The organism is Caballeronia sp. ATUFL_M2_KS44 (assembly GCF_023630965.1).
In the GTDB taxonomy this organism is placed as follows: domain Bacteria; phylum Pseudomonadota; class Gammaproteobacteria; order Burkholderiales; family Burkholderiaceae; genus Caballeronia; species Caballeronia concitans.
The window spans coordinates 58,010-80,228 of sequence record NZ_JALQEA010000034.1 but is presented as its reverse complement, the minus strand read 5'-3'; the positions used below and the strand labels follow the sequence as shown (position 1 = coordinate 80,228).

Below are 22,219 nucleotides of genomic sequence, written 5' to 3'. Positions count from 1 at the left end.
ACGCGCCTTCCACGCAGAAGAGACGACGCCGCTTGACGGGCGTTCACAGGAGACTTGAAGCAATGAGCGATTCCGCAACGACCGACGCGCCCGCGGCAGCGGGTGGTTTCAAGCCGAAGAAATCCGTCGCGCTTTCGGGCGTAACGGCGGGCAATACCGCGCTCTGCACGGTGGGCCGCACCGGCAACGACCTGCACTATCGCGGCTACGACATTCTCGATGTCGCGACCACGAGCGAGTTCGAGGAAATCGCGTATCTGCTCGTGCACGGCAAGCTGCCGAACGTCGCGGAACTCGCCGCGTACAAGGCCAAGCTGAAGGCGCTGCGCGGTCTGCCGGCCAACGTGAAGGCGGCGCTCGAATGGATTCCCGCGTCCGCGCACCCCATGGACGTGATGCGCACCGGCGTCTCCGTGCTCGGCACGGTGCTGCCCGAGAAGGACGACCACAATATTCCCGGCGCGAAGGACATCGCCGACCGGCTGATGGCGTCGCTCGGCTCCATGCTGCTCTACTGGTACCACTATTCGCACAACGGCCGCCGCATCGAAGTGGAAACCGACGACGATTCCATCGGCGGTCACTTCCTGCATCTGCTGCATGGCGTGGAGCCGTCGAAATCGTGGGTCAAGGCGATGCACGTCTCGCTCAATCTCTACGCCGAACACGAGTTCAACGCATCGACGTTCACGAGCCGCGTGATCGCGGGCACGGGCTCGGACATCTATTCCGCGATCACCGGCGCGATCGGCGCGCTGCGCGGCCCGAAGCACGGCGGCGCGAACGAAGCCGCGTTCGACATTCAATCGCGCTATCAGACGGCCGACGAAGCGGAAAGCGATATCCGCCGTCGCGTCGAGAACAAGGAAGTCGTGATCGGCTTCGGGCATCCGGTCTACACCATCTCGGACCCGCGCAACAAGGTCATCAAGGACGTGGCGAAGTCGCTGTCGAAAGAAGCGGGCGACATGAAGATGTTCGATATCGCCGAGCGCCTCGAATCGGTCATGTGGGACGCGAAGAAGATGTTCCCCAATCTCGACTGGTTCAGCGCGGTCTCGTATCACATGATGGGCGTGCCCACCGCCATGTTCACGCCGCTCTTCGTGATTTCGCGCACGTCGGGATGGAGCGCGCACATCATCGAGCAGCGCATCGACAACAAGATCATCCGGCCGAGCGCCAACTACACCGGCCCCGAGAATTTGAAGTTCGTGCCGATAAATAAGCGAAAATAGCGGGCTTGCGCGATCGGAACGGTTCGTCATGCGTTCCAATCCGCGCAACAACTGCCATTTAACCCCAATGTTTTTGAAAGGTTTTTAGATGAATAAGCTTCTGATCGCTGCAATCGTCGGCACCCTGGCCACCACCAGCGTGTTCGTGAGCGCCGACGCGTTCGCCGCGACAACCGAGTCGAGCGCGGCCAAGGCCAAGCGCCCCGCTCCGGCCCGCCGCATCATCAAGCGCTCTCCCAAGGCGGCGGCGGCTGCAGCAGCCAAGACGGACCCGATTCCCGAAGGCGCCGTGAAGTGGGCCTGTAAGGACGGTCTCGCTTTCTATCTGAAAGGCGACATGAAGCGTGACTCCATCGTCACGGTGAACTGGGCGAAGAAGGACTACAAGCTGCCGCGTCAAGACACGACGACCGGCGCCGATCGCTTCCACGATTCGGCCTCGGGCATGGATCTCGTCGTGATCCCGACCAAGGCAATGCTGTTCTCGGACAAGGACTCGTCGCGCCTTGCCGACGAATGCATGACCTCGGAAATGGCCGCGGGCGCAACCGCTCCGACGCAGGCCGAAGCGCTGAAGCAGAATCCGCTCATGCTCAAGCCGGCGGAATAAGCGACGTCAGCCTATAAACAGGAATCCTCGATGTCCGCACCGATTTCCAATGTCCGCCCCGATCCGGACAAGGTACTCGTCGATATAGTCGATTACGTGCTCGACTACGACGTCGACAGCACGCTTGCGCTCGACACCGCGCGCAACTGCCTGATCGATACGCTCGGTTGCGGACTCGAAGCGCTCTCCTACCCCGCCTGCACCAAGCTGATGGGACCGATCGTGCCCGGCACGATCGTCCCCAACGGCGCGAAAGTGCCCGGCACCCAATTCCAGCTCGATCCGGTTCAGGCCGCGTTCAACATCGGCGCGATGATCCGCTGGCTCGACTTCAACGACACCTGGCTCGCCGCCGAATGGGGCCATCCGTCGGACAACCTGGGCGGCATTCTCGCCACGGCGGACTGGCTGTCGCGCAACGCCGTCGCGTCCGGCAAGAAGCCGCTCACGATGAAAGACGTCCTGATCGCGATGGTCAAGGCGCACGAGATTCAGGGCTGCATCGCGCTGGAGAACTCGTTCAACAAGGTCGGCCTCGATCACGTGCTGCTCGTGAAGCTCGCCTCCACGGCGGTCGTCGGCCAGATGATCGGCCTCACGCGCGACGAGTTGATCAACGCGGTATCGCTCGCGTTCGTCGACGGCCATTCGCTGCGCACGTATCGTCATGCGCCGAACACGGGCTCGCGCAAGTCGTGGGCCGCAGGCGACGCCACGTCGCGCGCCGTGCGTCTCGCGCTCATCGCGAAGACCGGCGAAATGGGCTATCCGTCCGTGCTGACCGCGAAGACCTGGGGCTTCTACGATGTCCTCTTCAAGGGCAACGCGTTCAGGTTCCAGCGTCCGTATGGCTCGTACGTGATGGAGAACGTGCTCTTCAAGATTTCGTTTCCGGCCGAGTTCCATTCGCAAACGGCGGTGGAAGCGGCCATGACCCTGCACGACAAGCTCGAGGAATTGGGCCGGGGCGTCGAGGACATCGGGAAGATCACCATTCGCACGCACGAAGCGGCCATTCGCATCATCGACAAGAAAGGGCCGCTCGATAACCCCGCGGACCGCGATCACTGCATTCAGTACATGGTCGCCGTGCCGCTCATTTTCGGCCGCCTGACCGCCGCCGATTACGAAGACATCGTGGCGAAAGACCCGCGCATCGACACGTTGCGCGCGAAAATGGAATGCGTGGAAGACCCGCAATACACGAAGGATTATTTCGATCCGGACAAACGCTCGATTGCGAACGCGCTGACTGTCGAATTCAACGACGGCACGAAGCTCGATGAAATCGCGGTCGAATATCCGATCGGTCACAAGCGGCGCCGCGCGGACGGCATTCCGCTGCTCGTCGAGAAGTTCAAGACGAACCTCGCGCGCCGCTTTCCAACCAGGCAACAACAGGCGATCCTCGCGGTATCGCTCGATCAGGCAAAGCTGGAAGCAATGCCGGTCAATGAATACGTCGATCTGTATGTGATTTAGTCGATCGACTCGGTCATACAGTAACGTTGAATCGAAGCATTTCCTCGTTTAGCCCTAGGAAAACAACCATGGCCCACAATCTCCACAATACGCTCAAGGAATTCGATAGCGGTTCCGGCAAAGGCAAGTTCTACTCGCTGCCGCAACTCGGCAACGCGCTGAAGGTCGACGTCCAGCGCCTGCCGGTTTCGATTCGCCTCGTGCTCGAATCCGTCCTGCGCAACTACGACGACAAGAAGATCAGCGAAGAGCACATCAAGCAGCTCGTGAACTGGAAGCCGAACGCGCCGCGCGTCGATGAAATTCCGTTCGTCGTTGCGCGCGTGGTGCTGCAGGACTTCACCGGCGTGCCGCTGCTCGCCGACATCGCCGCGATGCGTGGCGTCGCGAAGCGCGCCGGCAAGGACCCGAAGGCCATCGAGCCGCTCGTGCCGGTGGATCTCGTCGTCGATCACTCGGTGCAGATCGACCACTTCCGCGAGCCGAACGCGCTCGACCTGAACATGAAACTGGAATTCCAGCGCAACAACGAGCGCTACCAGTTCATGAAGTGGGGCATGCAGGCATTCGACACGTTCAAGGTCGTGCCGCCGGGCGTCGGCATCGTGCACCAGGTGAATCTCGAATATCTCGCGCGCGGCGTCCACAAGAAGTCCGAAGGCAAGGACACCGTGTACTACCCGGACACGCTCGTCGGCACGGACTCGCACACGACGATGATCAACGGCATCGGCGTGGTGGGCTGGGGCGTGGGCGGCATCGAAGCGGAAGCGGGCATGCTCGGCCAGCCGGTGTACTTCCTGACGCCGGACGTGGTCGGCGTCGAACTGAAGGGCAAGCTGCGCGAAGGCTGCACGGCAACCGACCTCGTCTTGACCATCACCGAAATGCTGCGCAAGGAAAAGGTCGTCGGCAAGTTCGTCGAATTCTTCGGTGAAGGCACGGCGTCGATCGCGGTGCCGGACCGCGCGACCATCGGCAACATGGCGCCCGAGTACGGCGCGACGATGGGCTTCTTCCCGGTCGACGAAAAAACCATCGACTACTTCAAGGGCACGGGCCGCACCGACGCCGAAATCTCCGCGTTCGAGAACTACTTCAAGGCGCAGAACCTGTGGGGCGTGCCGAAGGCCGGCGACATCGACTACACGAAGACGCTCACGCTCGACCTTTCGACCGTTGCGCCGTCGCTCGCGGGTCCGAAGCGTCCGCAAGACCGCATCGAAATCGGCAATGTGAAGAGCACGTTCACCGACCTGTTCTCGAAGCCGGTCGGCGAAAACGGCTTTGCGAAGAAGCCGCAAGATCTCGAAGCCACGTACAAGACCGCTGACGGCGTCAACGTGAAGAACGGCGACGTGCTGATCGCCGCGATCACCTCGTGCACGAACACGTCGAACCCGAGCGTGCTGCTCGCGGCCGGCCTGCTCGCGAAGAAGGCCGTCGAAGCCGGCCTGACGGTGGCGCCGCACATCAAGACGTCGCTCGCGCCGGGATCGCGCATCGTCACCGACTATCTGACGAAGACCGACCTGCTGCAGTATCTCGACAAGCTCGGCTTCACGCTGGCCGCTTACGGCTGCACGACGTGTATCGGCAATGCGGGCGACCTGACGCCGGAACTGAACGACGCGATCGTGAAGAACGACATCGTCGCGGCTGCCGTGCTGTCGGGCAACCGCAACTTCGAAGCGCGCATTCACCCGAACATCCGCTCGAACTTCCTGGCATCGCCGCCGCTGGTCGTCGCGTACGCAATCGCGGGCAACATCACGCGCGACCTGATGACCGAGCCGGTCGGCAAGGGCAAGGATGGCCGCGACGTGTATCTCGGCGACATCTGGCCGACGAGCGAGGAAGTGCACGCGCTGCTGAAGTTCGCGCTCGACGCCGACACGTTCCGCAAGAACTACTCGCAGCTCACGAAGGAAGGCGACCTGTGGAGCAAGATCGCGGGCGAAACCGGTCAGGTCTATGACTGGCCGAAGTCGACGTACATCGCTGAGCCGCCGTTCTTCGGCAGCGACTTCTCGATGAAGCCGGCCGATTCGATTCCCGCGGTGAAGGGCGCGCGCGCGCTCGGCATCTTCGGCGATTCGGTGACGACCGACCACATCAGCCCGGCGGGTTCGATCAAGGAAACGTCGCCGGCCGGCGTGTGGCTGAAGGCGAACGGCGTGCAGAAGGCCGACTTCAACAGCTACGGCTCGCGTCGCGGCAACCACGACGTGATGATGCGCGGCACGTTCGCCAACGTCCGCATTAAGAACCTGATGATTCCGGCGAAGGCGGACGGCACGCGCGTCGAAGGCGGCCTGACGATTCATCAGCCGAGCGGCGAACAGTTGTCGATCTATGACGCCGCGATGAAGTACATCGCCGACGAAACGCCGACCGTCATCTTCGCGGGCGAAGAGTACGGCACGGGTTCGTCGCGCGACTGGGCCGCGAAGGGCACGCAACTGCTCGGCGTGAAGGCTGTGGTCGCACGCAGCTTCGAGCGTATCCATCGCTCGAACCTGGTCGGCATGGGCGTGCTGCCGCTGCAGTTCAAGGGCGCGGACAGCATCCAGTCGCTGAACATCACGGGCGAAGAAACGTACGACATCGAAGGCCTCGGCGACAACTTCAAGCCGCAGCAGGAAGTCACGCTCGTGATCCATCGCAAGGGCGGCAAGGACGATCGCGTGCAGGTGCTGCTGCGTATCGATACGCCGATCGAAGTGGACTACTACAAGCACGGCGGGATTCTGCCGTTCGTGCTGCGCTCGTTGCTCGCAGCCTGAGCACGCGCGGTGCTTTGCAGGTGACCGCGCTCGAAAGAGCGCGGGAACATTGGACCCGGCCCTGGCCGGGTTTTTTTTCGCCCGCTATACGTTCGACACCGCGCTCCCGCTCTGCCCCACGCGCCGCGCCAGCCACGCGCGAACGATTTCCCCGACGCCTCGCCCACGCGTTGAAACCGACGCCAGCGAGAAGCGGCTGCCATCGCATGCGCCGCTGACCCAGATCGTCGAAAACGGCGTTAGCTCGATCGCATCGCCCATAGCGAGCCAGTGATCGTCTGCCTCGCCTTCCACCGTCATCCAGATTTGCCCACGCAGCACGCGCAGCGTTTGCGGGCGGTTGCTGAACCAGCGCGTAGGCGCATCGCGCCGGTCGAGTTCGAATGTCCGAATTTCACGCATGATGCCGCTCCCGGTTAGCCGATCGAATCGGCCGCGAGCAAACCGTTCGCAGCCGTTGAGCATATTATTCGGCCAGTTCCGAACATTCAGAATGAACACTTGCGTACAGTTGCGTCGGAACTGTACAGGCAGAAATGGCAAACAGTTCGCACTGTTCGGCGGCTGACGAACACCGCCCTGGCCATTCGGACAGTCTTGACACCGCCTCACGGCTGCGTTCGAATCGCATCTGAACGCTCGTGAACAGCGCATCAAACTGTTCAGTCGACACTACCGAACACTTCAAACGATGAACGCACTTCCGCTCACTATCGACGGCGCGACCGGCGTTCCGCTCACCGAGCAGATCGTCAACCAGATCGAAGCGATGATCCGCTCGCGGCGCGTGCTCGCCGGCGCCAAGCTGCCGTCCATCCGACAACTTGCCGCCGAACAGCGCATCAGCCGCTTTCCGGTGATCGAGGCGTACGACCGGCTCGCGTCGCGCGGGCTCATTCAGCCGAAGCACGGCTCGGGCTTTTTCGTGGCGAATCGCGTCGATGACCGCGACGGCGAATCGGGCAATTGCGATCCGCGACTCGCTGAGGAGGAATCGAATCAGGTCCTTCAGCAGTTCAACTATCCGGGCGAGACGCTGAAGCTCTCGAGCGGTTTCATTCCCGAATCGTGGCGCGATGTCGATGGCCTCACGCAAGCCATCCGCCAGGCGTCGCGCAGCGACGTGCCGAGCGTGATCGACTACGCGATTCCGCACGGCGACGCCACCTTGCGCCAGCAAATCACGCTGCGGCTCAACGCGCTCGGCATTGCCGCCGATCTGCCGAACGTGACGATCACGAACGGCGCGAGCCAGGCGCTCGACCTGATCGTGCGGACCATGCTCAAGCCCGGCGATACCGTGTTCGTCGAAGATCCCGGCTACTACAACCTGTTCGGCCTCCTGAAGCTGCAAGGCGTGCGGCTCGTCGGCGTGCCGCGCCTCGCGAACGGTCCGGATATCGACGTCGCCGAAGCGCTGCTCAAGCAGCACAAGCCCAAACTCTTTTTCGTCAACACGGTTTTCCAGAATCCGACCGCGACGAACATCGCGCCGCAAGTCGCGTTCAAGCTGCTGCAACTCGCGACGCTGCACGGCTTTTCCATCGTCGAGGACGATATCTACGCCGATTTCCAGTCCGTGCCGACGCAACGGCTCGCATCGCTCGATCAGCTCGATCGCGTGATCTACGTGGGCGGGTTGTCGAAGACGCTGTCGTCGTCGCTGAGAATCGGATATCTGGCCGCGAACCGGCAACTCGTGAAGGATCTCGTCGATGTCAAAGTGCTGACGAGCCTCGGCGGCACGCGATTCGCGGAAAGCGTCGCGGCAAGTCTTCTGGAACGCGGGACGTATCGCAAATATCTGGAGCGGCTGCGCAAGCGCGTGCGCGATTCGTTGTCGAGCGCCGTGCAGCAACTCGAAGGCTACGGCTGGCAAGTGTTCGATGAACCGAGCGGCGGCAGTCTGGTGTGGGCGAGCGTGCCGGGCATCGACGATTCAGCGGTGCTCGTCGACGAAGCGGCGAAGTTCGGCGTGACGCTTGCGCCGGGCAGCTACTATCGGCCGAATGGCGAAGCGTGTGCGTGGGTGCGGATCAACTCCGCGTATGCGGGAGACCGGCGCGCGGCGCGCTTCTTCGAGCACATGGCCGAGAAGCGCGACGCGGCTTGATCACGCGAACGCGCGATTACATCGGCGGCACGACGCCATCCTTTTCCACGACGATCCGCTGCGCCTCAAACGTGCCGCCGCTAGCCGGACTTGCCACGACGAACACTTTCTTGCCCGCCTTCAGGTCGTCATGCGTGGCCGGCGCGAACGTCACGACGGGCACGTTCTCCGGCACCGTCACCGAGTTCGATCCGCCCTTGTACGACAGCTTCAGATCGCGCCCGCTCGTGCCCTGCACGACCTGATCGACGTTCGCGTTGGTCATCGAGCTTTGCGGGCCGAGGTCCCACGCATAGTGCCCTTCGCCGGTGCCGCGCGCGGCTTCGGGGAACACGAGCACTTCGGTTGCGGTCAGCTTGCCGTCGGTGCCGGTGGTCGCCGCCGTGCCGACGAACTCGCCCGGCTTGATGTCCTGCAGCTTGATGTTCTTCAGCGCGGAAACGGGCGTGTCCGCCTTCAGCGCGATCTTCACGGTGTCGCCGCTCTTGCGGTGCACGGTGAGCGTATCGCCCGACAACGCGACGATATCGCCACGAATGCGCGTGGGCTTCGCTGCGGGCGTTTGCGCGAGCGCCGCGGTGGTGAATGCGAGCGCCGCGATACTGAGGCCGAGTTTCATGCGAATGGACATTGAATCTCCTTCGAGTGTGGACGAGGTTAAGCGATGATGCGTCATCAGGAACCGCCGAACCAGTTGTAGCCCTGATTCTCCCAATAGCCGCCGGGGTAATCGTTCGTCACGGTAATCGCGACGATATGCTTCGGGTTCTTGTAGCCGAGTTTGGTCGGCATGCGCAGCTTCATCGGGAAGCCGTACTTCGGCGGCAGGATCTGGCCGTCGTAAGTCAGCGTGAGCAGCGTTTGCGCATGCAGCGCGGTCGGCATGTCGATGCTCGTCGAGTAGTTGTCCGCGCAATGGAACGCAACATACTTCGCGCTCGTATCGGCGCCCGCGCGCGCCAGCAAATGCGCGAAGCGCACGCCGCCCCACTTGCCTATCGCGCTCCATCCTTCTATGCAGATATGCCGCGTGACCTGGCTTTCCTGCGGCATCGCGTGCAGTTCGTCGAGCGTCCATACGCGCTTGCCCGTCACGCGCCCGCCCACTTCGAGCTTGTATGCCGACGCATCCACTTCCGGCACTTCGTCGATGTCATAGAACGCGTTGAACGGGAACGGGCGCGTGATCATCGACTCCGGATACGTCGGCGCGAGCTTGTTCGGATCGAAGAGCAAGGCCTGCGCATCGTCATTGAACGACGATATCTTGCGCAGCATCGCGTTCACGGATTTGTCGTCGGTGATGTTGCAGCCCGACAGCATCACGAGACCGCCGAGCGTGAGAATACGCTTGCCGAACAAACGTCGCGCGGGCGCCTTCAATTCCTTCGCCGCGTCCTTGATGATCGACTCTGCATCGAGACTGGATTTACGCATCGACATGGCTTCAACGTCCTTTGATCATCAGCACGAGCGAACGCGGCACGAGCGCGACCATCACGACATGCAGCACGACGAACGCCACGAGAAAACTCATGCCGAAAAAATGCACGACGCGGGCGTTGTCATAGCCGCCCATCAGCGTGCGAAGCAACGGGAACTGCACGGACTTCCACACGACCAGCCCCGACAGAATGATGACGGCGATATCCACGATCACCGCGAGATAAGCGAGCTTCTGCACGGCGTTGTAGTGCGTGAGATCGTCGTGGCCGAGCTTGCCGCGCAGCGCATCGAATGCGTCTTTAACGACGCTCTTGATGCTCAGCGGAAACATGCGTCGCCTGAAGCGGTCGGTCACCACATTCATCGCGACATACACGATGAAGTTCGCAACGAGCAGCCACATCGCCGCGAAATGCCACTGCAGCGCGCCGCCGAGCCAGCCGCCCAGCGTGATGGACGGAGGAAACGTGAACGGCGCGAAGATCGGCGATGCGTTATAGATCTGCCATCCGCTCGTCACCATCACGACGATAGCGAGCGCATTGAGCCAGTGCGTGATGCGTAGCCATAGCGGCTGAAGCGTGGGATGCTGCACGTCGGGCCTCGCGATTGAGTTATCGAGCATGAAGCGCATGCTAGCGGCGCGGCGCTGTTCGATCGATGACGACTCGATGACTTTTTTGTCATAGTTCGCCGGCCTCGCGCGCGCGCTGGCTAGAATGACGTCAACCTACATGACGAAGCACGCGCGCATGACCATTCTCGTGATCGAAGACGACCGCAAGACCGGCGACTACCTGAAAAAAGGGCTCATCGAGTCCGGCTATCAGGTCGATCTCGTGCGCAACGGCACGGACGGACTGCATCAGGCGCTCGCGAATTCATACGAACTCATCGTGCTCGATGTCATGCTGCCCGGCATCGACGGATGGCAAGTGATGTCCGCGTTGCGCGCGAAGCGTGACTTGCCTGTCATTTTTCTCACGGCGCGCGATCAGGTCAGCGACCGCATTCACGGACTCGAACTCGGCGCGGACGACTATCTCGTCAAGCCGTTTTCGTTCACCGAACTCGTGCTGCGCATTCGCACGCTGCTCAGGCGCGGCGTGATGCGCGAATCGGATACCTACAAGGTCGCCGATCTTCACGTCGATGTTCTGCGCCGCAAGGTCACGCGCAAGGGTATCGACATCGTGCTGACGAACAAGGAATTCGCGCTCCTGCATCTCTTCTGCAAGCATCAGGGCGAAGCGCTTTCGCGCACGCTGATCGCATCCGAAGTGTGGGACATGAATTTCGATAGCGATACCAACGTGGTCGATGTCGCCGTCAAGCGGCTGCGCGCGAAGATCGATAACGCGTTCGAACCGAAGCTCATTCATACGGTGCGCAGCATCGGCTATTCGTTCGGGGAAGATTCTTGAAGCGCCATTCGCAGTCGCTCGCGGTTCGCATCGCGTTGTCGTTCGCGGCGATCGTCTGCGTGGTGGTCGGCATGGTCGGCGCGTCGCTTTATCACGCGACGAACTCCGCGCTCTCCACGCGCGCCGATTATCAGGTGATCGGGCGCGTCGAACATTTTCGCTCGCTGCTGCACGATCTTTATACGATCAACGAGATCGAAGCGCGGCCGAGGCTCTTCGAAACGATGCTCGGCGACCGGCAAGACGTGATCATTTTTCGGCGCGCGGGCACGGCGCCTTTCATCAACGTCAATCCCGAGCACATGCCGTTGCCGCCGCTGCATATCGTGCCGGTCGATCGTGCGATCAGTCTCGACGATCTCTACGAAGGCACGCGCGCCGATGGCGTGCGCATGCGCTGGGTCGGCGCGCAGGCGCGCATCGGCGAGAGCGGCGAAATGGTCGAGATCATCGCGGCGCACGTGATGACGCAGGAAGCGCGCGTGCTGTCCGCGTACCTCGCGCGCGTGTGGATCACGGTGATCGGCGCGGTGCTCGTGACGATGCTGCTCGCGTGGTGGGTCACGCGGCGCGGACTCATGCCGCTCAAGTGGATGGCGGACAAGGCCGCCGAGATCACGCCGAACCGCATGTCCGCGCGGCTCGACGTCGCGCATGCGCCGGCGGAATTGCAAAGCCTCGCGGCATCGTTCAATGCGATGCTCGATCGTCTCGAACACGGCTATGAACGTCTGCTGCAATTCTCGGCAGATCTCGCGCACGAGCTGCGCACGCCGATTGGTGTGTTGATCGGCGAGACGCAGGTGATGCTCGCGCACGAGCGCAGCGTCGCGGAATATCGCGGCGTGCTCGAATCGAATCTCGAAGAGCTGGAGCGGCTCGCGCGCATCGCGCAGAACATTCTGTTTCTCGCGCAGGCCGATCATTCGCAGCAGCCGATCGAGCGCGAGCGGATCGACATCCGCGAAGAACTGGAAACGATCGCGGCGTACTTCGAAGGCATCGCGGAAGAACGCCGCATCGCGTTCGAGATCGACGCCAGCGGCGAGATGCGCGCCAACGCCATCATGTGCCGCCGCGCGATCGGCAACGTCGTGGTGAACGCGGTGCGTTATGCGACGGCGGACACCGTCGTGCGCCTGTCCGGTCATGCGGATGCGAACGGCGCGCGCATCGTCGTGGGCAATCGCGGCGCGTGCGTCGCGAAGGAAGAACTCGCGCGGCTCTTCGACCGCTTTTATCGCGGCGATGCGGCCCGCAGCCAGTTCACGGAATCGAGCGGACTCGGGCTGTCGATCGTGCAGGCGATCATGCATATGCACGGCGGCACCGCATCCGCCGATTGCACGCCGGACGGGTGGATCGAATTCACGCTGCGGTTTCCGCCGGACGCGTGAAAATTCAGGCGTTCGCCACGCCCAACGCCTGCCGCTGCGCGAGCAGCCCGTGAATCTGCGCGACGACCGCCGCGCCTTCGCCCACCGCAGCCGCGACGCGCTTCGTCGACGTAGACCGCACATCGCCGATGGCGAACACGCCCGGCACGCTCGTCTCGAGTCCCATCACGTCTTGCGTGCGGCCGTCGTGCGCTTCGGGGCCGGTCAGCACGAAGCCCTTTTTATCGACGCTCACGCTGCAATCGCGCAGCCAGTCCGTATTCGGGTCCGCGCCGGTGAACAGGAACAGATGCCGCGAGTCGATCGTGAGCGGACCATCGGGCGTCTTGCAATGGACGGCGGTGAGCGCGCGGTCATCGCCCGTCAGCGAGACGATTTCCGTGTGCTTGCGCACCGTCACGTTCGGCAGCGAGCCGATGCGCTCCACCAGATAATGCGACATGCTCGCCGCCAGCCCGGAGCCGCGAATCAGCACATGCACGTGCTTCGCGTGCGACGCGAGATACACCGCCGCCTGCCCCGCCGAATTCCCGCCGCCGACCAGCACGACTTCCGCGTTCTTGCAGAGCTTCGCCTCGACCGGCGACGCCCAGTAGTAGGTGCCATGCCCTTCGTAACGCTCGAGCCCTTCTATCGCCGGCCGCCGATATGCCGCGCCCGACGCGATCACGACCGTCTGCGTCGTCACGCGCGTGCCGTTCTCAAGCTCGATCCGAATCGGCGACGCCCCGCAATGCAGCGCCTTGATGCGCGTCGGAATGGCGATATGCGCGCCGAACTTCTGCGCCTGCACGAACGCGCGGCCCGCGAGCGCCTGACCGGAAATGCCGGTCGGAAAGCCGAGATAATTTTCGATGCGCGCGCTCGCGCCCGCCTGACCGCCCGGCGCGCGGCAATCGAACACCGCCACCGACAAGCCTTCGGACGCCGCATACACCGCCGTCGCGAGACCGGCCGGCCCCGCGCCGACGATCGCGACATCGTAGACATGGTTCGCATCGAATTCGGGCAGCCAGCCGAGTTGCGTCGCGATCTGATTCTCGTCGGGCGCGCGCAGCACGGTGCCGTCCGGACAGATGACGAGCGGGAAATCCGCGGTCGATGCCGAAATGCGTTCGAGCAGCGCGATGGCGTCCGGGTCCGAGCAGGCGTCGATGACCGTGTGCGGATAGCCGTTGCGGCGCAGGAAACCTTGCAGCGAGACGAGGCGTCCATCGTCCGACTGGCCGAGCAGCACGGGACCGCTGCCCTTCTCGATCAACCCGACGCGCCGCAGGATGAGCGCGCGCATGATGCGCTCGCCGAGTTCCGCTTCCGCGACGAGCAGCGCGCGCAGACGCTCCGGCGGCACCACGATGCCCTCGACGTCTTCGGCCGCCATGCCGTCGACGAGACACGGCTTGCCCGAAAGCTGCGCGACTTCCGCGAGAAAATGCCCCGCGCCGTGTTCGACGACGAGGTGATTCTTGCCGAGCGCATCGCGCCGCGTGACGCGCACGAGTCCCTTCAGGATGATGACCATGCCGCGCCCGGCTTCGCCCATGCGGAAGAGCCAGTCGCCCGCACGCCAGCGCGCCGCCGTGCCGAAGCGGCTCATGCGCTCGATTTCGTCGTCGGTCAGGCGCGGAAACATCTGATGCGAGCGCGTTTGCAGCGGCGAGAACGGCGCGTCGTCGGCGGAAGCGGTCGAGCCGGCGCCCGTCGGCACGGCGTTCGGATCGTCCGGCGGCGGCATTCCCGGGCTCCACGCGACGACGTTCGGCATGTCCGTTCCGTGTCCGCTCGGGGTAGTGCTCATGCGCGATCTCCGTGTTGTAAGCCGTGTGGATGCAACGACGCCTGTGCCGCTTGCGCCTGTTGCACGATCGGCAGCGCGCACGTCGCCGCCATCTCCGCCGCTTCTTCGGGATTCTTCGCCACCAGCTCGCCGAACTCGGTCAGATTCGCGACCTCGAAGCCCGCGAGCCGCCACGCGTCGAGCCCGCCGGTCAGCGGCAGCACGTCGCGAAAGCCCGCGTTGCGCATGGTTTTCGCCATCCACGCCGCCGACACTTCATTCGGGCACGAGCAATAGATCACGACCTTGCGCGACTTGTCGTAGCTTTCGATGATCTTCTGCAGCTCGCGCTCATCGGCGAAAAGCGCGCCCGGAATGGCGAACGGATCGAGCATGCGCTTCTCCGCCGAGCGGATGTCGAAGATCACGGGCAGCGGCTCCGCGTGCATCAGCGCGTAGAGATCGTCGACGGTGATGCGCGCCTTTTCCAGCGTCGCCATCAGCGCGCGGCGACGCCACCAGCGGTACGTCACGTAGATCGCGAGCAGCGCCGCGACGACCATCACCGCTTGCTGGCCGAGGCGCGAGATCAACGCGAAGACCATTTCAAGCTGCGCCGCGAACAGCACGCCGACGCTCAACCCGACCGCGCCCCACAACGCGATGCCCGCGCCGTCGTGCGCGATGAAGCTGCGCACGCGCACGCCCATCGCGCCCGCGAGCGGCACGGAGACGAGCGACAGACCGGGAATGAACTTGGCGACGAGCAGAATGCGCACGCCCCATCGCCCGAAGAAGCGTTCGGTTTTCTTCACGCACGTGTCGCGCGACAGCGAGAGCTTGCAGATGGTCTTGAGCGTGCGATCGCCGTATTTGCGCCCGCCCTGGAACCAGACGAAATCGCCGATCACGCCGCCTGCCACCGCGACGCACAGCACGCCTAAGAGCGGCATCCAGAACGCCGAGCCGTTCACGGCCATCAACGCGATCGACGCGCCGACGATGATCATCGTCGGCATGGCGGGCACGGGCAGCCCGAGCGCCGAGCCCATCACGTTGATGAAAACGATCGCCGGGCCGAAGCGATCGACTAGCTGATGCAGCAACATGGGAATCTCCCGCGTGGCGCGACGGCATGGTGACGGGACGAAGCGGCTTCGCGCGCGAAGGCGGCGAAAGGCGGCGAACCGGGAGTAACGGGGAGAATCGGGCAAGCGGCGCCCGCGATCCGCAGCGGCGCATGGAGCGCGCAGCCGGCCTTCGTCACATTTAAGAGATGAGTTTAGCGCGGAAATGCGGATGAAAGCGTGACGCCGTGCGGGGCCGCACGGCGCCGGGGGTCACGCGCGCCGTTCTTCTTCGATGTAGGCGCGGATCACGTCGGCGAAAGACTTGTCGCCCACGAGGCCGAGTTGCTCGGCGCGCGCCGTGTTCCACGCGCCCGGCCAGCTTTCGACGATCTTCCCGATGCGCTCGTCGCGCTGCCAGTCGATGCGCGCGACGGCTTCGTCGCCGGCCACTTCGCGCAGCGCCGCGACCATCTCGTCCACGCTCACCGACAAGCCCGGCAGATTCACCACCGGCCGATTCCCGAGCGCCGCGCGATCCAGTTCGCAGCCGGCGACGAGCGCCTCGATCGCGCTTTTCGGCGACGCCAGCCACACGCGCGTGTCGCCGCCGACGGGACACGTCGAGCGTTCGCCGTTCAGCGGCTCGCGAATGATGCCGCTCGCGAACGACGACGCCGCCGCGTTCGGCTTGCCCGGCCGCACGCTGATGGTCGGCAGCCGCAGCACGCGGCCATCGACGAAACCGCGCCGCGTGTAGTCGCACAGCAGCAGTTCGGCGATCGCCTTTTGCGTTCCATACGACGATTGCGGATTGAGCGCCGTATCGTCCTGCACGATGTCGGGCAGCGTGCCGCCGTACACCGCGACCGAACTCGTGAACACGACGCGCGGCGCGTGTCCCGCCGCGCGGCAGACTTCGAGCAGCGCGCGCGACGCGTCCAGATTGATCTTCATGCCGAGATCGAAGTCGGCTTCGGCCTGGCCCGAGACGATCGCGGCGAGATGGAAGATGGCTTCCGTGTTCCGGTCGACGTGACGTTCCAGCACCGCGCGATCCGAGATGTCGCCGGTTTCGGCCTGCACGCGCGAATCGGCGAGCAGGCGTTCGTCGGCGGGACGCGCCACGTCGAGCAACACGAGCTTCGTGATCGGCTTGCCGTTCAGTTCGCCGCGATCGAGCAGACGCCTGGCGAGCCGCTGCCCGAGAAAGCCCGCGCCGCCGGTGATGAGGATTTGCATGGGCATCGCTCCTGTTTCAGAGATAGGACTTGAGCCAGCCGAGGCCTTCCGACGTGCCCGCTTTCGGCCGATATTCGCAACCGATCCAGCCGTCGTAGCCGAGCGAATCGATCACATCGAAGAGATACGGATAGTTGATTTCGCCGATATCCGGCTCGTTGCGGTCCGGCACGCCCGCAATCTGAATATGGCCGATGCCCGCGTTCTGCCGCTTCATGTCGCGCTTGAGCTTGACGGCGACATCGCCCTCGACAATCTGGCAGTGATAGATATCGAACTGGACTTGCAGGTTCGGCGCGCCGATTTCATCGCAGATGGCTTGCGCTTCGTCCTGACGATTGAGGAAGAAGTCGGGAATGTCGCGCGTGTTGATCGGCTCGATCACGATGCGCACGCCCGCGCCTTGCGCCGCCTTCGCCGCGTACTCCAGATTCTTGAGATACACCGCGCGATGCGCGTCGCGCGGCTGATCCGGCGCGATCAAACCCGCCATCACGTGCAGCTTTTCGTTGCCGAGCACGGCCGTGTATTCGAGCGCGCGCTCGACGCTCGCCTTGAACTCGTCCTCGCGTCCCGGCAACGATGCGATGCCGCGCTCGCCCGCCGCCCAGTCGCCCGGCGGCGCGTTGAAAAGCGCCTGCGTGAGGCCGTTGTCGGTCAGGCGCGTCTTGATGTCGGCGGCGGGGAAGTCGTACGGAAACAGGAATTCGACCGCCCTGAAGCCGTCCTTCGCGGCGGCGGCGAAGCGGTCGAGGAACGCGTGTTCCGTGTACATCATCGAGAGATTGGCGGCGAAGCGAGGCATCGGAGTGCTCCTTGAATGGGTTGTCGTGGCAGGCCGGGCCGCGCGATCACTTCGCGCCCTTCGGAACGTCGATGCCCGGAAAAATCTTGATGACCGCGATATCGTCCTCGCCGCCGTGACCGGCCGTCGACGCCATCATGAACATCTGATGCGCCGCCGCCGAGAGCGGCAACGGAAACTTCGTGGTGCGCGCGGTATCGAGCACGAGGCCCAGGTCTTTCACGAAGATATCGACGGCGGAAAGCGGCGTGTAATCGCCCGCGAGCACGTGCGGCACGCGGTTCTCGAACATCCAGGAATTGCCCGCGCTGTGCGTGATGACGTCGTAGAGCGCGTCCGGATCGACGCCTTCGCGCATGCCGAGCGCCATCGCTTCGGCGGCTGCGGCGATATGCACGCCCGCGAGCAACTGGTTGATGATCTTCACTTTCGATCCCGCGCCGTGCGCATCGCCGAGCCGATACACCTTCGCGGCGATCGCTTGCAGCACGTCTTCGCACCCGGCGTAGGCATCGGCGGGGCCGGAGGTCATCATCGTCATGTCGCCGGATGCGGCTTTCGCGGCGCCGCCGGAAACGGGCGAATCGAGCATCAGCAAGCCCGCCGCTTCCACGCGCTTGCCCAGTTCCACCGCGAATCCCGGCGCGACCGTCGCGCACGCGAGCACGACGCCGCCCGGCTTCATCGACGCGACCGCGCCTTTATCGCCGAACAGCACGGTTTCGGTCTGCGCCGCGTTGACCACGAGCGTCACGACGACATCGCACTTGCCGCCCATTTCCGCCGGCGATTCGCACGCAATGCCGCCTTCCGCGGTGAACGCGTCGAGCACTTCGCGGCGCACATCGCACGCATGGACGGCGAAGCCCGCGCGCAGCAGCGAGCGCGCGACGCCCAGCCCCATTGCGCCCAAGCCGATGACTCCCACGTTTCTGGACATGGCGATTCTCTTCGAGTGATGGTTAGCGGATGCCGGCTTCCGCGAGACGGCGCGCGGCGTTGTAGAGATGCGTCTGGGCGGCGTGGCGCGCGGCCGCCGGATCGCCCGCGCGAATGGCGGCGGCAATCGCGGCGTGTTCTTCGCGCACCTGCCGCGAGAAATCCTCGCGCAGCGCTTCGTTGCGGCGCGTCACGAGCGTGCCCGCTTCCAGATATTGATTCAGGAAGGCGAGCGTTTTCAGGAAATACGGATTGCCGGTCGCGTTCGCGATCTCGCGATGAAACGCCACGTCTTCCGCGACGCCATCGCGGCCATCGCGCACGGCTTCGTCGATGCGGGCGAGCGCGGCGTCGATCGCGGCCATCTGCGCATCGGTGCGGCGCGTCGCGGCTTCGGATGCGACTTCCGCTTCTATCGCACGGCGCAGCGCGAGAATCTGCACGACCGCGCCCGGCTCGACGGCCTGCGCGTAATCGATCCGCAACGGCCGAATGCCCGCGCGCTCGACGATGAACACGCCGCTGCCCTGACGCGGCTCGACCATGCCTTCGTTCTTCAGGCGCGAGACCGCCTCGCGGATGACCGTGCGGCTCACGCCGAATTCCTGCGCGAGCACGGCTTCGCTCGGCAGCTTGCCGGTGGCGGCGAAACTGCCCTTCTCGATGAGCTTCTGCAACTGCTGCGCGACCGTGTCGGAAAGCGCGCGGGGCGGGATCTTCTCGAACATGCGCGTCGGATCGGCGGGGAAAGTCATCGGGTCATCATACAAGTTCGACCCACGCGCGTCTTGCCCGCGATAACCCTTAGCGCGCTATCGCACGAAGGCGGTCATTCGGCGAGCGGCTCGTCGATGAGCGCGAGCGCGTCGCGGATTTCGCTGGCATCGCCGGGTCGCACGAGGCGCGCGACTTCCTTGCCGCCGAGCATGAAGACGAGCGTCGGCCAGAGCTTCACGCGGAAGGATCGGCCGAGCGGACGGCCGCTGCCATCCTCGATCTTGATGTGATGCACGCCGCGATGCGCCTGGAACGCCTGCGCGATCAGCGGCTGCGCGGCGCGGCAGAAACCGCACCAGTCGGTGCCGAATTCGACGACGGTGGGACCGGTGAGCGCATCGACTTCGCTGCGATCGGGCGCGGTCTTCGCGTATTCGGTGGTCATGGTCATGGCGCTGTCCTCGTTTATTTCGTGTTTTGAAAGCAGCAGAAAACCTGCCAGCTAGCGCGCAGTTTATTGCCCGAACCCCGTGAGCCCGATCAGCGCGCCCGCCCCGAGCAGCCAGAGCGGATGCAGCCTCGTCTTGTAAGCCAGCAACGCGACGCCCGCCGTGATGCCGACGAGCACCGCCGTCTGATCCGACGCCTCCGCGATGAGCAGCGCGCTCGACGCGACGAGACCCACGGTGACCGGCACGAGCCCGATCTGAAGGTAACGCCGCCACGGGCGGTCCTTGAAGCGCTCCCACGCGTGCAGCGCGGCAATCGTCACGAGCGACGACGGCCCGAACTTCGCCAGCGACGTGATCAGCACGCCCGGCCATCCGGCGACGTGCCAGCCGATCAGCGTGACGACCATCATGTTCGGCCCCGGCGCGGCCTGCGCGAGCGCGAAGAGCGCGGAGAAATCGGCCTTCGTCATCCAGTGATGGACCTGCACGACCTGCCGCTGCATCTCCGGAAGAATGGTGTTGCCGCCGCCGAACGCGAGCAGCGACAACTGGCTGAAGATGCCCGCGAGCGAAACCAGAACGTCTTTCATCGCCGCACCTTCCACGCGACGAGCACGGAAATGGGCGTGAGCACGAGCATCGACGGGAGAAGCGGCGTGCGCAAGAGCGCGATGGCCGCGAACATGACGAGCGCGACAGCCGCCGCTTCCGGCTTCTTGCGCAGCGGCCACATGAGCTTGACCGACATCGCGACGAGCAGCCCCGCGGCCGCCGCCGCGAGTCCGGCGAACAGATGCGCGACGCGCGGGTCCTGATGCGTGCGCTGATAGATGACGCCGAGCCCGATCACCACGAGCGACGGCCCGACGATCAGCCCGAGCAGACCCGCGAGCGCGCCGGGCAGCCCGCGAAAGCGCATGCCGACCGCCACCGACAGATTGATCACGTTGCCGCCGGGAAGAAACTGGCAGAGGCCGAGCAGATCGGTGAAGGCGTCGGCGTCGAGCCATTTGCGGCGCTCGACGATCTCACGGCGCGCGAGCGGCAGCGCGCCGCCGAATGCGGTAAGGCCGAGCGTCAGAAAGCCGATGAAAATTTCCGCGATGGTGGGTCGGTGCGTGTCGTCGTTCTGAAGCATGGCGCGTGATGGAAATACGAAGAAGCAATGCGAGGAAGCGTGAAGCGTACAGCGTCGGGCCGCGCAGCAAAAGCGGCCCTTGCAATCGATCAGTCTTTCGACGCACGCGCGCGCCGCGCCTCGTACGCCTTCAGATGCGCGTACGCCACCGCGAGCAGCGACGTTCCATCCGCCGCTGTCTTTCGGCGCGCCGACAAATCGCCGACGATCTGATCCGCTTCGATCGGCGCGTTGTTCTCGATATCGCGCAGCATGGACGCCGTCATCAGCGAGCCGCGCTCCGAGAAGAACGTCCGCGAGCGCGCGAGCACGGCTTCGCCCGGCGGATGCCCGTTGTCGCCGGCGATGCCGCGGCATTCGTCGAACAGCCCGCGCAGCAGCGCCTCGCCGCCCGGCGCGGTCACGATATCGCCGATGGGCGCGCGCATCAGGCACGTTCCGGCGGCGAGCGTCGCGAGGAACACCCACTTGTCCCACATCGATTGCAGGATGTCTTCGCTCACGTTCAGCTCGTAGCGCGCGCCGCTCAATTGCTCCGCGATCGCGTCGATGCGCGCCGAGCGCCCGCCCGCGCGTTCGCCGATGGTCATCGACTGCATCGTGTTGAGATGAAGGATCGCGCCGTGGGCGTCGAGCGTCGCGGCGATCACGCATTGGCCGCCGAGCACTTTGTCCGCGCCGAAGCGCGCGTCGAGCGCATCGAGATGCGACATGCCGTTCAGAAGCGGCAGGATCGCCGTATGGGGGCCGACGGCGGGCGCGAGCGAATCGATCGCGCCTTGCAGATCGTAGGCCTTGCAACTGAGCAGGACGAGATCGAAAGGCGCGTCGATGTCCTGCGCGAGCACGATCGGCGGATTGCTGAAACGCAGGTCGCCGTCGGGACTCTGCACTTTCAGGCCGCCGTCGCGCAGCCGTTGCGCGCGTCGTTCGCGCACGAGAAACGTCACGTCGCGTCCCGCTTCGAGCAGCCGCGCCCCGAAATATCCGCCGATGGCGCCCGCGCCCACTACCAGAATCCGCATGCCGCGCTCCTTGTCGTTGATTGTCCGCTTAACGCGCAGGCTCACGCCTGCCACACGCCGTAGCCCGCTTCCCTCAGGCCGATCGCCAGTTCCACTTCCATGTCGCGCGCGCCGTCGTAGGGCATCGGGTTATACATCTCGTAAAGATGCGGCAGAAGCCGCAGCCCGAATTCCCGCACGAAGCGGTTCGACTGGATGCCCGCCTTGTGCTTGTCGAAACGCACGTCCGGGTCGATGCCCGTCATCCCGACATACACGAACGGCTTGCCGAGCACGTAATCCGGATTCGCGCGGCGAAAGCGCGCCTCGTTCCAGACCGCGTCCGAGAGTTCGACGACATAAACCGAATAGTGATGCGCTCGCGTGCGCCGGGAAAGCGCCATGGATCGTTCGATGCAGCATAAGGGCGTTCATTCTATGCCGCTGTTCCCGCGCGCGTGCGGTCGCCACCGCTGCCGGATGCGGCCCAAAGTGGTAAATTCGGGCGGTCTGCGCTCGCGCATCCACGATGCGCCGGTCGAATCCCTGGGCGACCTGTGAAGCGCGAGCGCCGCATCCATC

23 protein-coding genes are annotated in these 22,219 nt (G+C 64.3%); 8 read left to right on the top strand and 15 right to left on the bottom strand.

What is annotated here, in order from left to right; genetic code table 11:
• Window positions 1–62 precede the first annotated feature (62 nt).
• The 4 genes from prpC to acnA all read left to right on the top strand — a co-directional run bounded on the left by prpC (window position 63) and on the right by acnA (window position 6,116).
• The gene (prpC, locus tag NCR39_RS14810; protein ID WP_250452857.1) at window positions 63–1,238 is read left to right on the top strand and encodes a bifunctional 2-methylcitrate synthase/citrate synthase; all 1,176 of its coding nucleotides are present in this window, start codon (window positions 63–65) and stop codon (window positions 1,236–1,238) included.
• Window positions 1,239–1,326: 88 nt separating this feature from the next.
• The gene (locus NCR39_RS14805; RefSeq protein ID WP_250452856.1) at window positions 1,327–1,848 is read left to right on the top strand and encodes a hypothetical protein; all 522 of its coding nucleotides are present in this window, start codon (window positions 1,327–1,329) and stop codon (window positions 1,846–1,848) included.
• Window positions 1,849–1,878: 30 nt separating this feature from the next.
• Window positions 1,879–3,330, top strand: a complete 1,452-nt coding sequence (locus NCR39_RS14800; protein WP_250452855.1) for a bifunctional 2-methylcitrate dehydratase/aconitate hydratase — start codon at window positions 1,879–1,881, stop codon at window positions 3,328–3,330.
• A 68-nt stretch (window positions 3,331–3,398) separates the two neighbouring features.
• Window positions 3,399–6,116, top strand: a complete 2,718-nt coding sequence (gene acnA, locus NCR39_RS14795) for an aconitate hydratase AcnA (RefSeq protein WP_250452854.1) — start codon at window positions 3,399–3,401, stop codon at window positions 6,114–6,116.
• A gap of 84 nt (window positions 6,117–6,200) precedes the next feature.
• On the opposite strand, the gene NCR39_RS14790 is transcribed toward acnA, so the two are convergent.
• Window positions 6,201–6,617, bottom strand: a complete 417-nt coding sequence (locus NCR39_RS14790; protein ID WP_250452853.1) for a DUF2917 domain-containing protein — start codon at window positions 6,615–6,617, stop codon at window positions 6,201–6,203.
• Between the two features lie 190 nt (window positions 6,618–6,807).
• Here NCR39_RS14790 and NCR39_RS14785 point away from each other — a divergent pair, with 190 nt between their 5' ends.
• Window positions 6,808–8,229: an aminotransferase-like domain-containing protein gene (locus NCR39_RS14785; protein ID WP_250452852.1), complete on the top strand. Its 1,422-nt coding sequence runs from the start codon at window positions 6,808–6,810 to the stop codon at window positions 8,227–8,229.
• 16 nt (window positions 8,230–8,245) lie between these two features.
• Here the strand turns inward: NCR39_RS14785 and NCR39_RS14780 are convergent, their stop codons facing one another.
• Genes NCR39_RS14780 through NCR39_RS14770 form a run of 3 tightly spaced genes read right to left on the bottom strand, consistent with a single transcriptional unit; the run spans window position 8,246 to window position 10,300 of the window.
• The gene (locus NCR39_RS14780; protein ID WP_250452851.1) at window positions 8,246–8,860 is read right to left on the bottom strand and encodes a DUF5666 domain-containing protein; all 615 of its coding nucleotides are present in this window, start codon (window positions 8,858–8,860) and stop codon (window positions 8,246–8,248) included.
• Window positions 8,861–8,904: 44 nt separating this feature from the next.
• Window positions 8,905–9,672 carry a molybdopterin-dependent oxidoreductase gene (locus NCR39_RS14775; protein ID WP_250452850.1) on the bottom strand — a complete coding sequence of 256 codons (768 nt, stop codon included), beginning with the start codon at window positions 9,670–9,672 and terminating at the stop codon, window positions 8,905–8,907.
• Window positions 9,673–9,676: 4 nt separating this feature from the next.
• Complete coding sequence (locus tag NCR39_RS14770; RefSeq protein ID WP_250452849.1) at window positions 9,677–10,300, bottom strand: cytochrome b/b6 domain-containing protein; 624 nt, start codon at window positions 10,298–10,300, stop codon at window positions 9,677–9,679.
• Between the two features lie 127 nt (window positions 10,301–10,427).
• On the opposite strand from NCR39_RS14770, the gene NCR39_RS14765 reads away from it, so the two are divergent.
• On the top strand, window positions 10,428–11,099 hold the full coding sequence (locus tag NCR39_RS14765; RefSeq protein WP_040049941.1) for a heavy metal response regulator transcription factor: 672 nt from the start codon (window positions 10,428–10,430) through the stop codon (window positions 11,097–11,099).
• Window positions 11,096–12,496: a heavy metal sensor histidine kinase gene (locus tag NCR39_RS14760; RefSeq protein WP_250452848.1), complete on the top strand. Its 1,401-nt coding sequence runs from the start codon at window positions 11,096–11,098 to the stop codon at window positions 12,494–12,496. Before NCR39_RS14765 ends, NCR39_RS14760 begins: the two co-directional genes overlap by 4 nt.
• Window positions 12,497–12,500: 4 nt before the next feature.
• On the opposite strand, the gene NCR39_RS14755 is transcribed toward NCR39_RS14760, so the two are convergent.
• The 11 genes from NCR39_RS14755 to NCR39_RS14705 form a co-directional block, all read right to left on the bottom strand.
• Window positions 12,501–14,294, bottom strand: a complete 1,794-nt coding sequence (locus tag NCR39_RS14755; protein WP_250452847.1) for an FAD-dependent oxidoreductase — start codon at window positions 14,292–14,294, stop codon at window positions 12,501–12,503.
• The gene (locus tag NCR39_RS14750) at window positions 14,291–15,379 is read right to left on the bottom strand and encodes a DedA family protein/thiosulfate sulfurtransferase GlpE (protein ID WP_502800218.1); all 1,089 of its coding nucleotides are present in this window, start codon (window positions 15,377–15,379) and stop codon (window positions 14,291–14,293) included. Before NCR39_RS14750 ends, NCR39_RS14755 begins: the two co-directional genes overlap by 4 nt.
• A 234-nt stretch (window positions 15,380–15,613) precedes the next feature.
• Window positions 15,614–16,582, bottom strand: a complete 969-nt coding sequence (denD, locus tag NCR39_RS14745) for a D-erythronate dehydrogenase (RefSeq protein ID WP_250452845.1) — start codon at window positions 16,580–16,582, stop codon at window positions 15,614–15,616.
• 16 nt (window positions 16,583–16,598) lie between these two features.
• Complete coding sequence (otnI, locus tag NCR39_RS14740) at window positions 16,599–17,387, bottom strand: 2-oxo-tetronate isomerase (RefSeq protein WP_250452844.1); 789 nt, start codon at window positions 17,385–17,387, stop codon at window positions 16,599–16,601.
• Between the two features lie 46 nt (window positions 17,388–17,433).
• Window positions 17,434–18,453, bottom strand: a complete 1,020-nt coding sequence (gene ltnD / locus NCR39_RS14735) for an L-threonate dehydrogenase (protein WP_350029677.1) — start codon at window positions 18,451–18,453, stop codon at window positions 17,434–17,436.
• A complete protein-coding gene (locus NCR39_RS14730; protein WP_250452869.1) occupies window positions 18,350–19,054 on the bottom strand; it encodes a FadR/GntR family transcriptional regulator in 705 nt (234 codons plus the stop codon). Before NCR39_RS14730 ends, ltnD begins: the two co-directional genes overlap by 104 nt.
• A gap of 101 nt (window positions 19,055–19,155) precedes the next feature.
• Window positions 19,156–19,494, bottom strand: coding sequence for a thioredoxin family protein (locus NCR39_RS14725; RefSeq protein ID WP_040049935.1), 339 nt, complete (start codon window positions 19,492–19,494; stop codon window positions 19,156–19,158).
• Window positions 19,495–19,557: 63 nt separating this feature from the next.
• Window positions 19,558–20,085, bottom strand: coding sequence for a chromate transporter (locus NCR39_RS14720; protein ID WP_250452843.1), 528 nt, complete (start codon window positions 20,083–20,085; stop codon window positions 19,558–19,560).
• Window positions 20,082–20,633: a chromate transporter gene (locus NCR39_RS14715; protein ID WP_250452842.1), complete on the bottom strand. Its 552-nt coding sequence runs from the start codon at window positions 20,631–20,633 to the stop codon at window positions 20,082–20,084. The genes NCR39_RS14720 and NCR39_RS14715 overlap by 4 nt, the downstream gene beginning before the upstream one ends.
• A gap of 89 nt (window positions 20,634–20,722) precedes the next feature.
• Window positions 20,723–21,658 (bottom strand): 2-dehydropantoate 2-reductase, encoded by a 936-nt coding sequence (gene panE, locus NCR39_RS14710; protein WP_250452841.1) that lies wholly within the window; start codon window positions 21,656–21,658, stop codon window positions 20,723–20,725.
• 41 nt (window positions 21,659–21,699) lie between these two features.
• On the bottom strand, window positions 21,700–22,041 hold the full coding sequence (locus tag NCR39_RS14705) for a hypothetical protein (protein WP_250452840.1): 342 nt from the start codon (window positions 22,039–22,041) through the stop codon (window positions 21,700–21,702).
• Here NCR39_RS14705 and NCR39_RS14700 point away from each other — a divergent pair.
• Window positions 22,040–22,198, top strand: coding sequence for a hypothetical protein (locus NCR39_RS14700; protein ID WP_250452839.1), 159 nt, complete (start codon window positions 22,040–22,042; stop codon window positions 22,196–22,198). The genes NCR39_RS14705 and NCR39_RS14700 overlap by 2 nt on opposite strands.
• The last annotated feature ends 21 nt before the right edge of the window (window positions 22,199–22,219 follow it).

What these genes read in the sequence shown, in the direction of transcription:
- NCR39_RS14700 (WP_250452839.1), top strand. Translation starts at nt 22,040, where the DNA reads ATGGATCGTTCGATGCAGCATAAGGGCGTTCATTCTATGCCGCTGTTC.
- NCR39_RS14805 (WP_250452856.1), top strand. Translation starts at nt 1,327, where the DNA reads ATGAATAAGCTTCTGATCGCTGCAATCGTCGGCACCCTGGCCACCACC.
- NCR39_RS14800 (WP_250452855.1), top strand. Translation starts at nt 1,879, where the DNA reads ATGTCCGCACCGATTTCCAATGTCCGCCCCGATCCGGACAAGGTACTC.
- NCR39_RS14785 (WP_250452852.1), top strand. Translation starts at nt 6,808, where the DNA reads ATGAACGCACTTCCGCTCACTATCGACGGCGCGACCGGCGTTCCGCTC.
- denD (WP_250452845.1), bottom strand. Translation starts at nt 16,582, where the DNA reads ATGCAAATCCTCATCACCGGCGGCGCGGGCTTTCTCGGGCAGCGGCTC.
- NCR39_RS14780 (WP_250452851.1), bottom strand. Translation starts at nt 8,860, where the DNA reads ATGTCCATTCGCATGAAACTCGGCCTCAGTATCGCGGCGCTCGCATTC.
- panE (WP_250452841.1), bottom strand. Translation starts at nt 21,658, where the DNA reads ATGCGGATTCTGGTAGTGGGCGCGGGCGCCATCGGCGGATATTTCGGG.
- prpC (WP_250452857.1), top strand. Translation starts at nt 63, where the DNA reads ATGAGCGATTCCGCAACGACCGACGCGCCCGCGGCAGCGGGTGGTTTC.
- NCR39_RS14705 (WP_250452840.1), bottom strand. Translation starts at nt 22,041, where the DNA reads ATGGCGCTTTCCCGGCGCACGCGAGCGCATCACTATTCGGTTTATGTC.
- acnA (WP_250452854.1), top strand. Translation starts at nt 3,399, where the DNA reads ATGGCCCACAATCTCCACAATACGCTCAAGGAATTCGATAGCGGTTCC.
- NCR39_RS14775 (WP_250452850.1), bottom strand. Translation starts at nt 9,672, where the DNA reads ATGTCGATGCGTAAATCCAGTCTCGATGCAGAGTCGATCATCAAGGAC.
- NCR39_RS14770 (WP_250452849.1), bottom strand. Translation starts at nt 10,300, where the DNA reads ATGCTCGATAACTCAATCGCGAGGCCCGACGTGCAGCATCCCACGCTT.
- NCR39_RS14725 (WP_040049935.1), bottom strand. Translation starts at nt 19,494, where the DNA reads ATGACCATGACCACCGAATACGCGAAGACCGCGCCCGATCGCAGCGAA.
- NCR39_RS14730 (WP_250452869.1), bottom strand. Translation starts at nt 19,054, where the DNA reads ATGTTCGAGAAGATCCCGCCCCGCGCGCTTTCCGACACGGTCGCGCAG.
- otnI (WP_250452844.1), bottom strand. Translation starts at nt 17,387, where the DNA reads ATGCCTCGCTTCGCCGCCAATCTCTCGATGATGTACACGGAACACGCG.
- NCR39_RS14765 (WP_040049941.1), top strand. Translation starts at nt 10,428, where the DNA reads ATGACCATTCTCGTGATCGAAGACGACCGCAAGACCGGCGACTACCTG.
- NCR39_RS14720 (WP_250452843.1), bottom strand. Translation starts at nt 20,085, where the DNA reads ATGAAAGACGTTCTGGTTTCGCTCGCGGGCATCTTCAGCCAGTTGTCG.
- NCR39_RS14755 (WP_250452847.1), bottom strand. Translation starts at nt 14,294, where the DNA reads ATGAGCACTACCCCGAGCGGACACGGAACGGACATGCCGAACGTCGTC.
- NCR39_RS14715 (WP_250452842.1), bottom strand. Translation starts at nt 20,633, where the DNA reads ATGCTTCAGAACGACGACACGCACCGACCCACCATCGCGGAAATTTTC.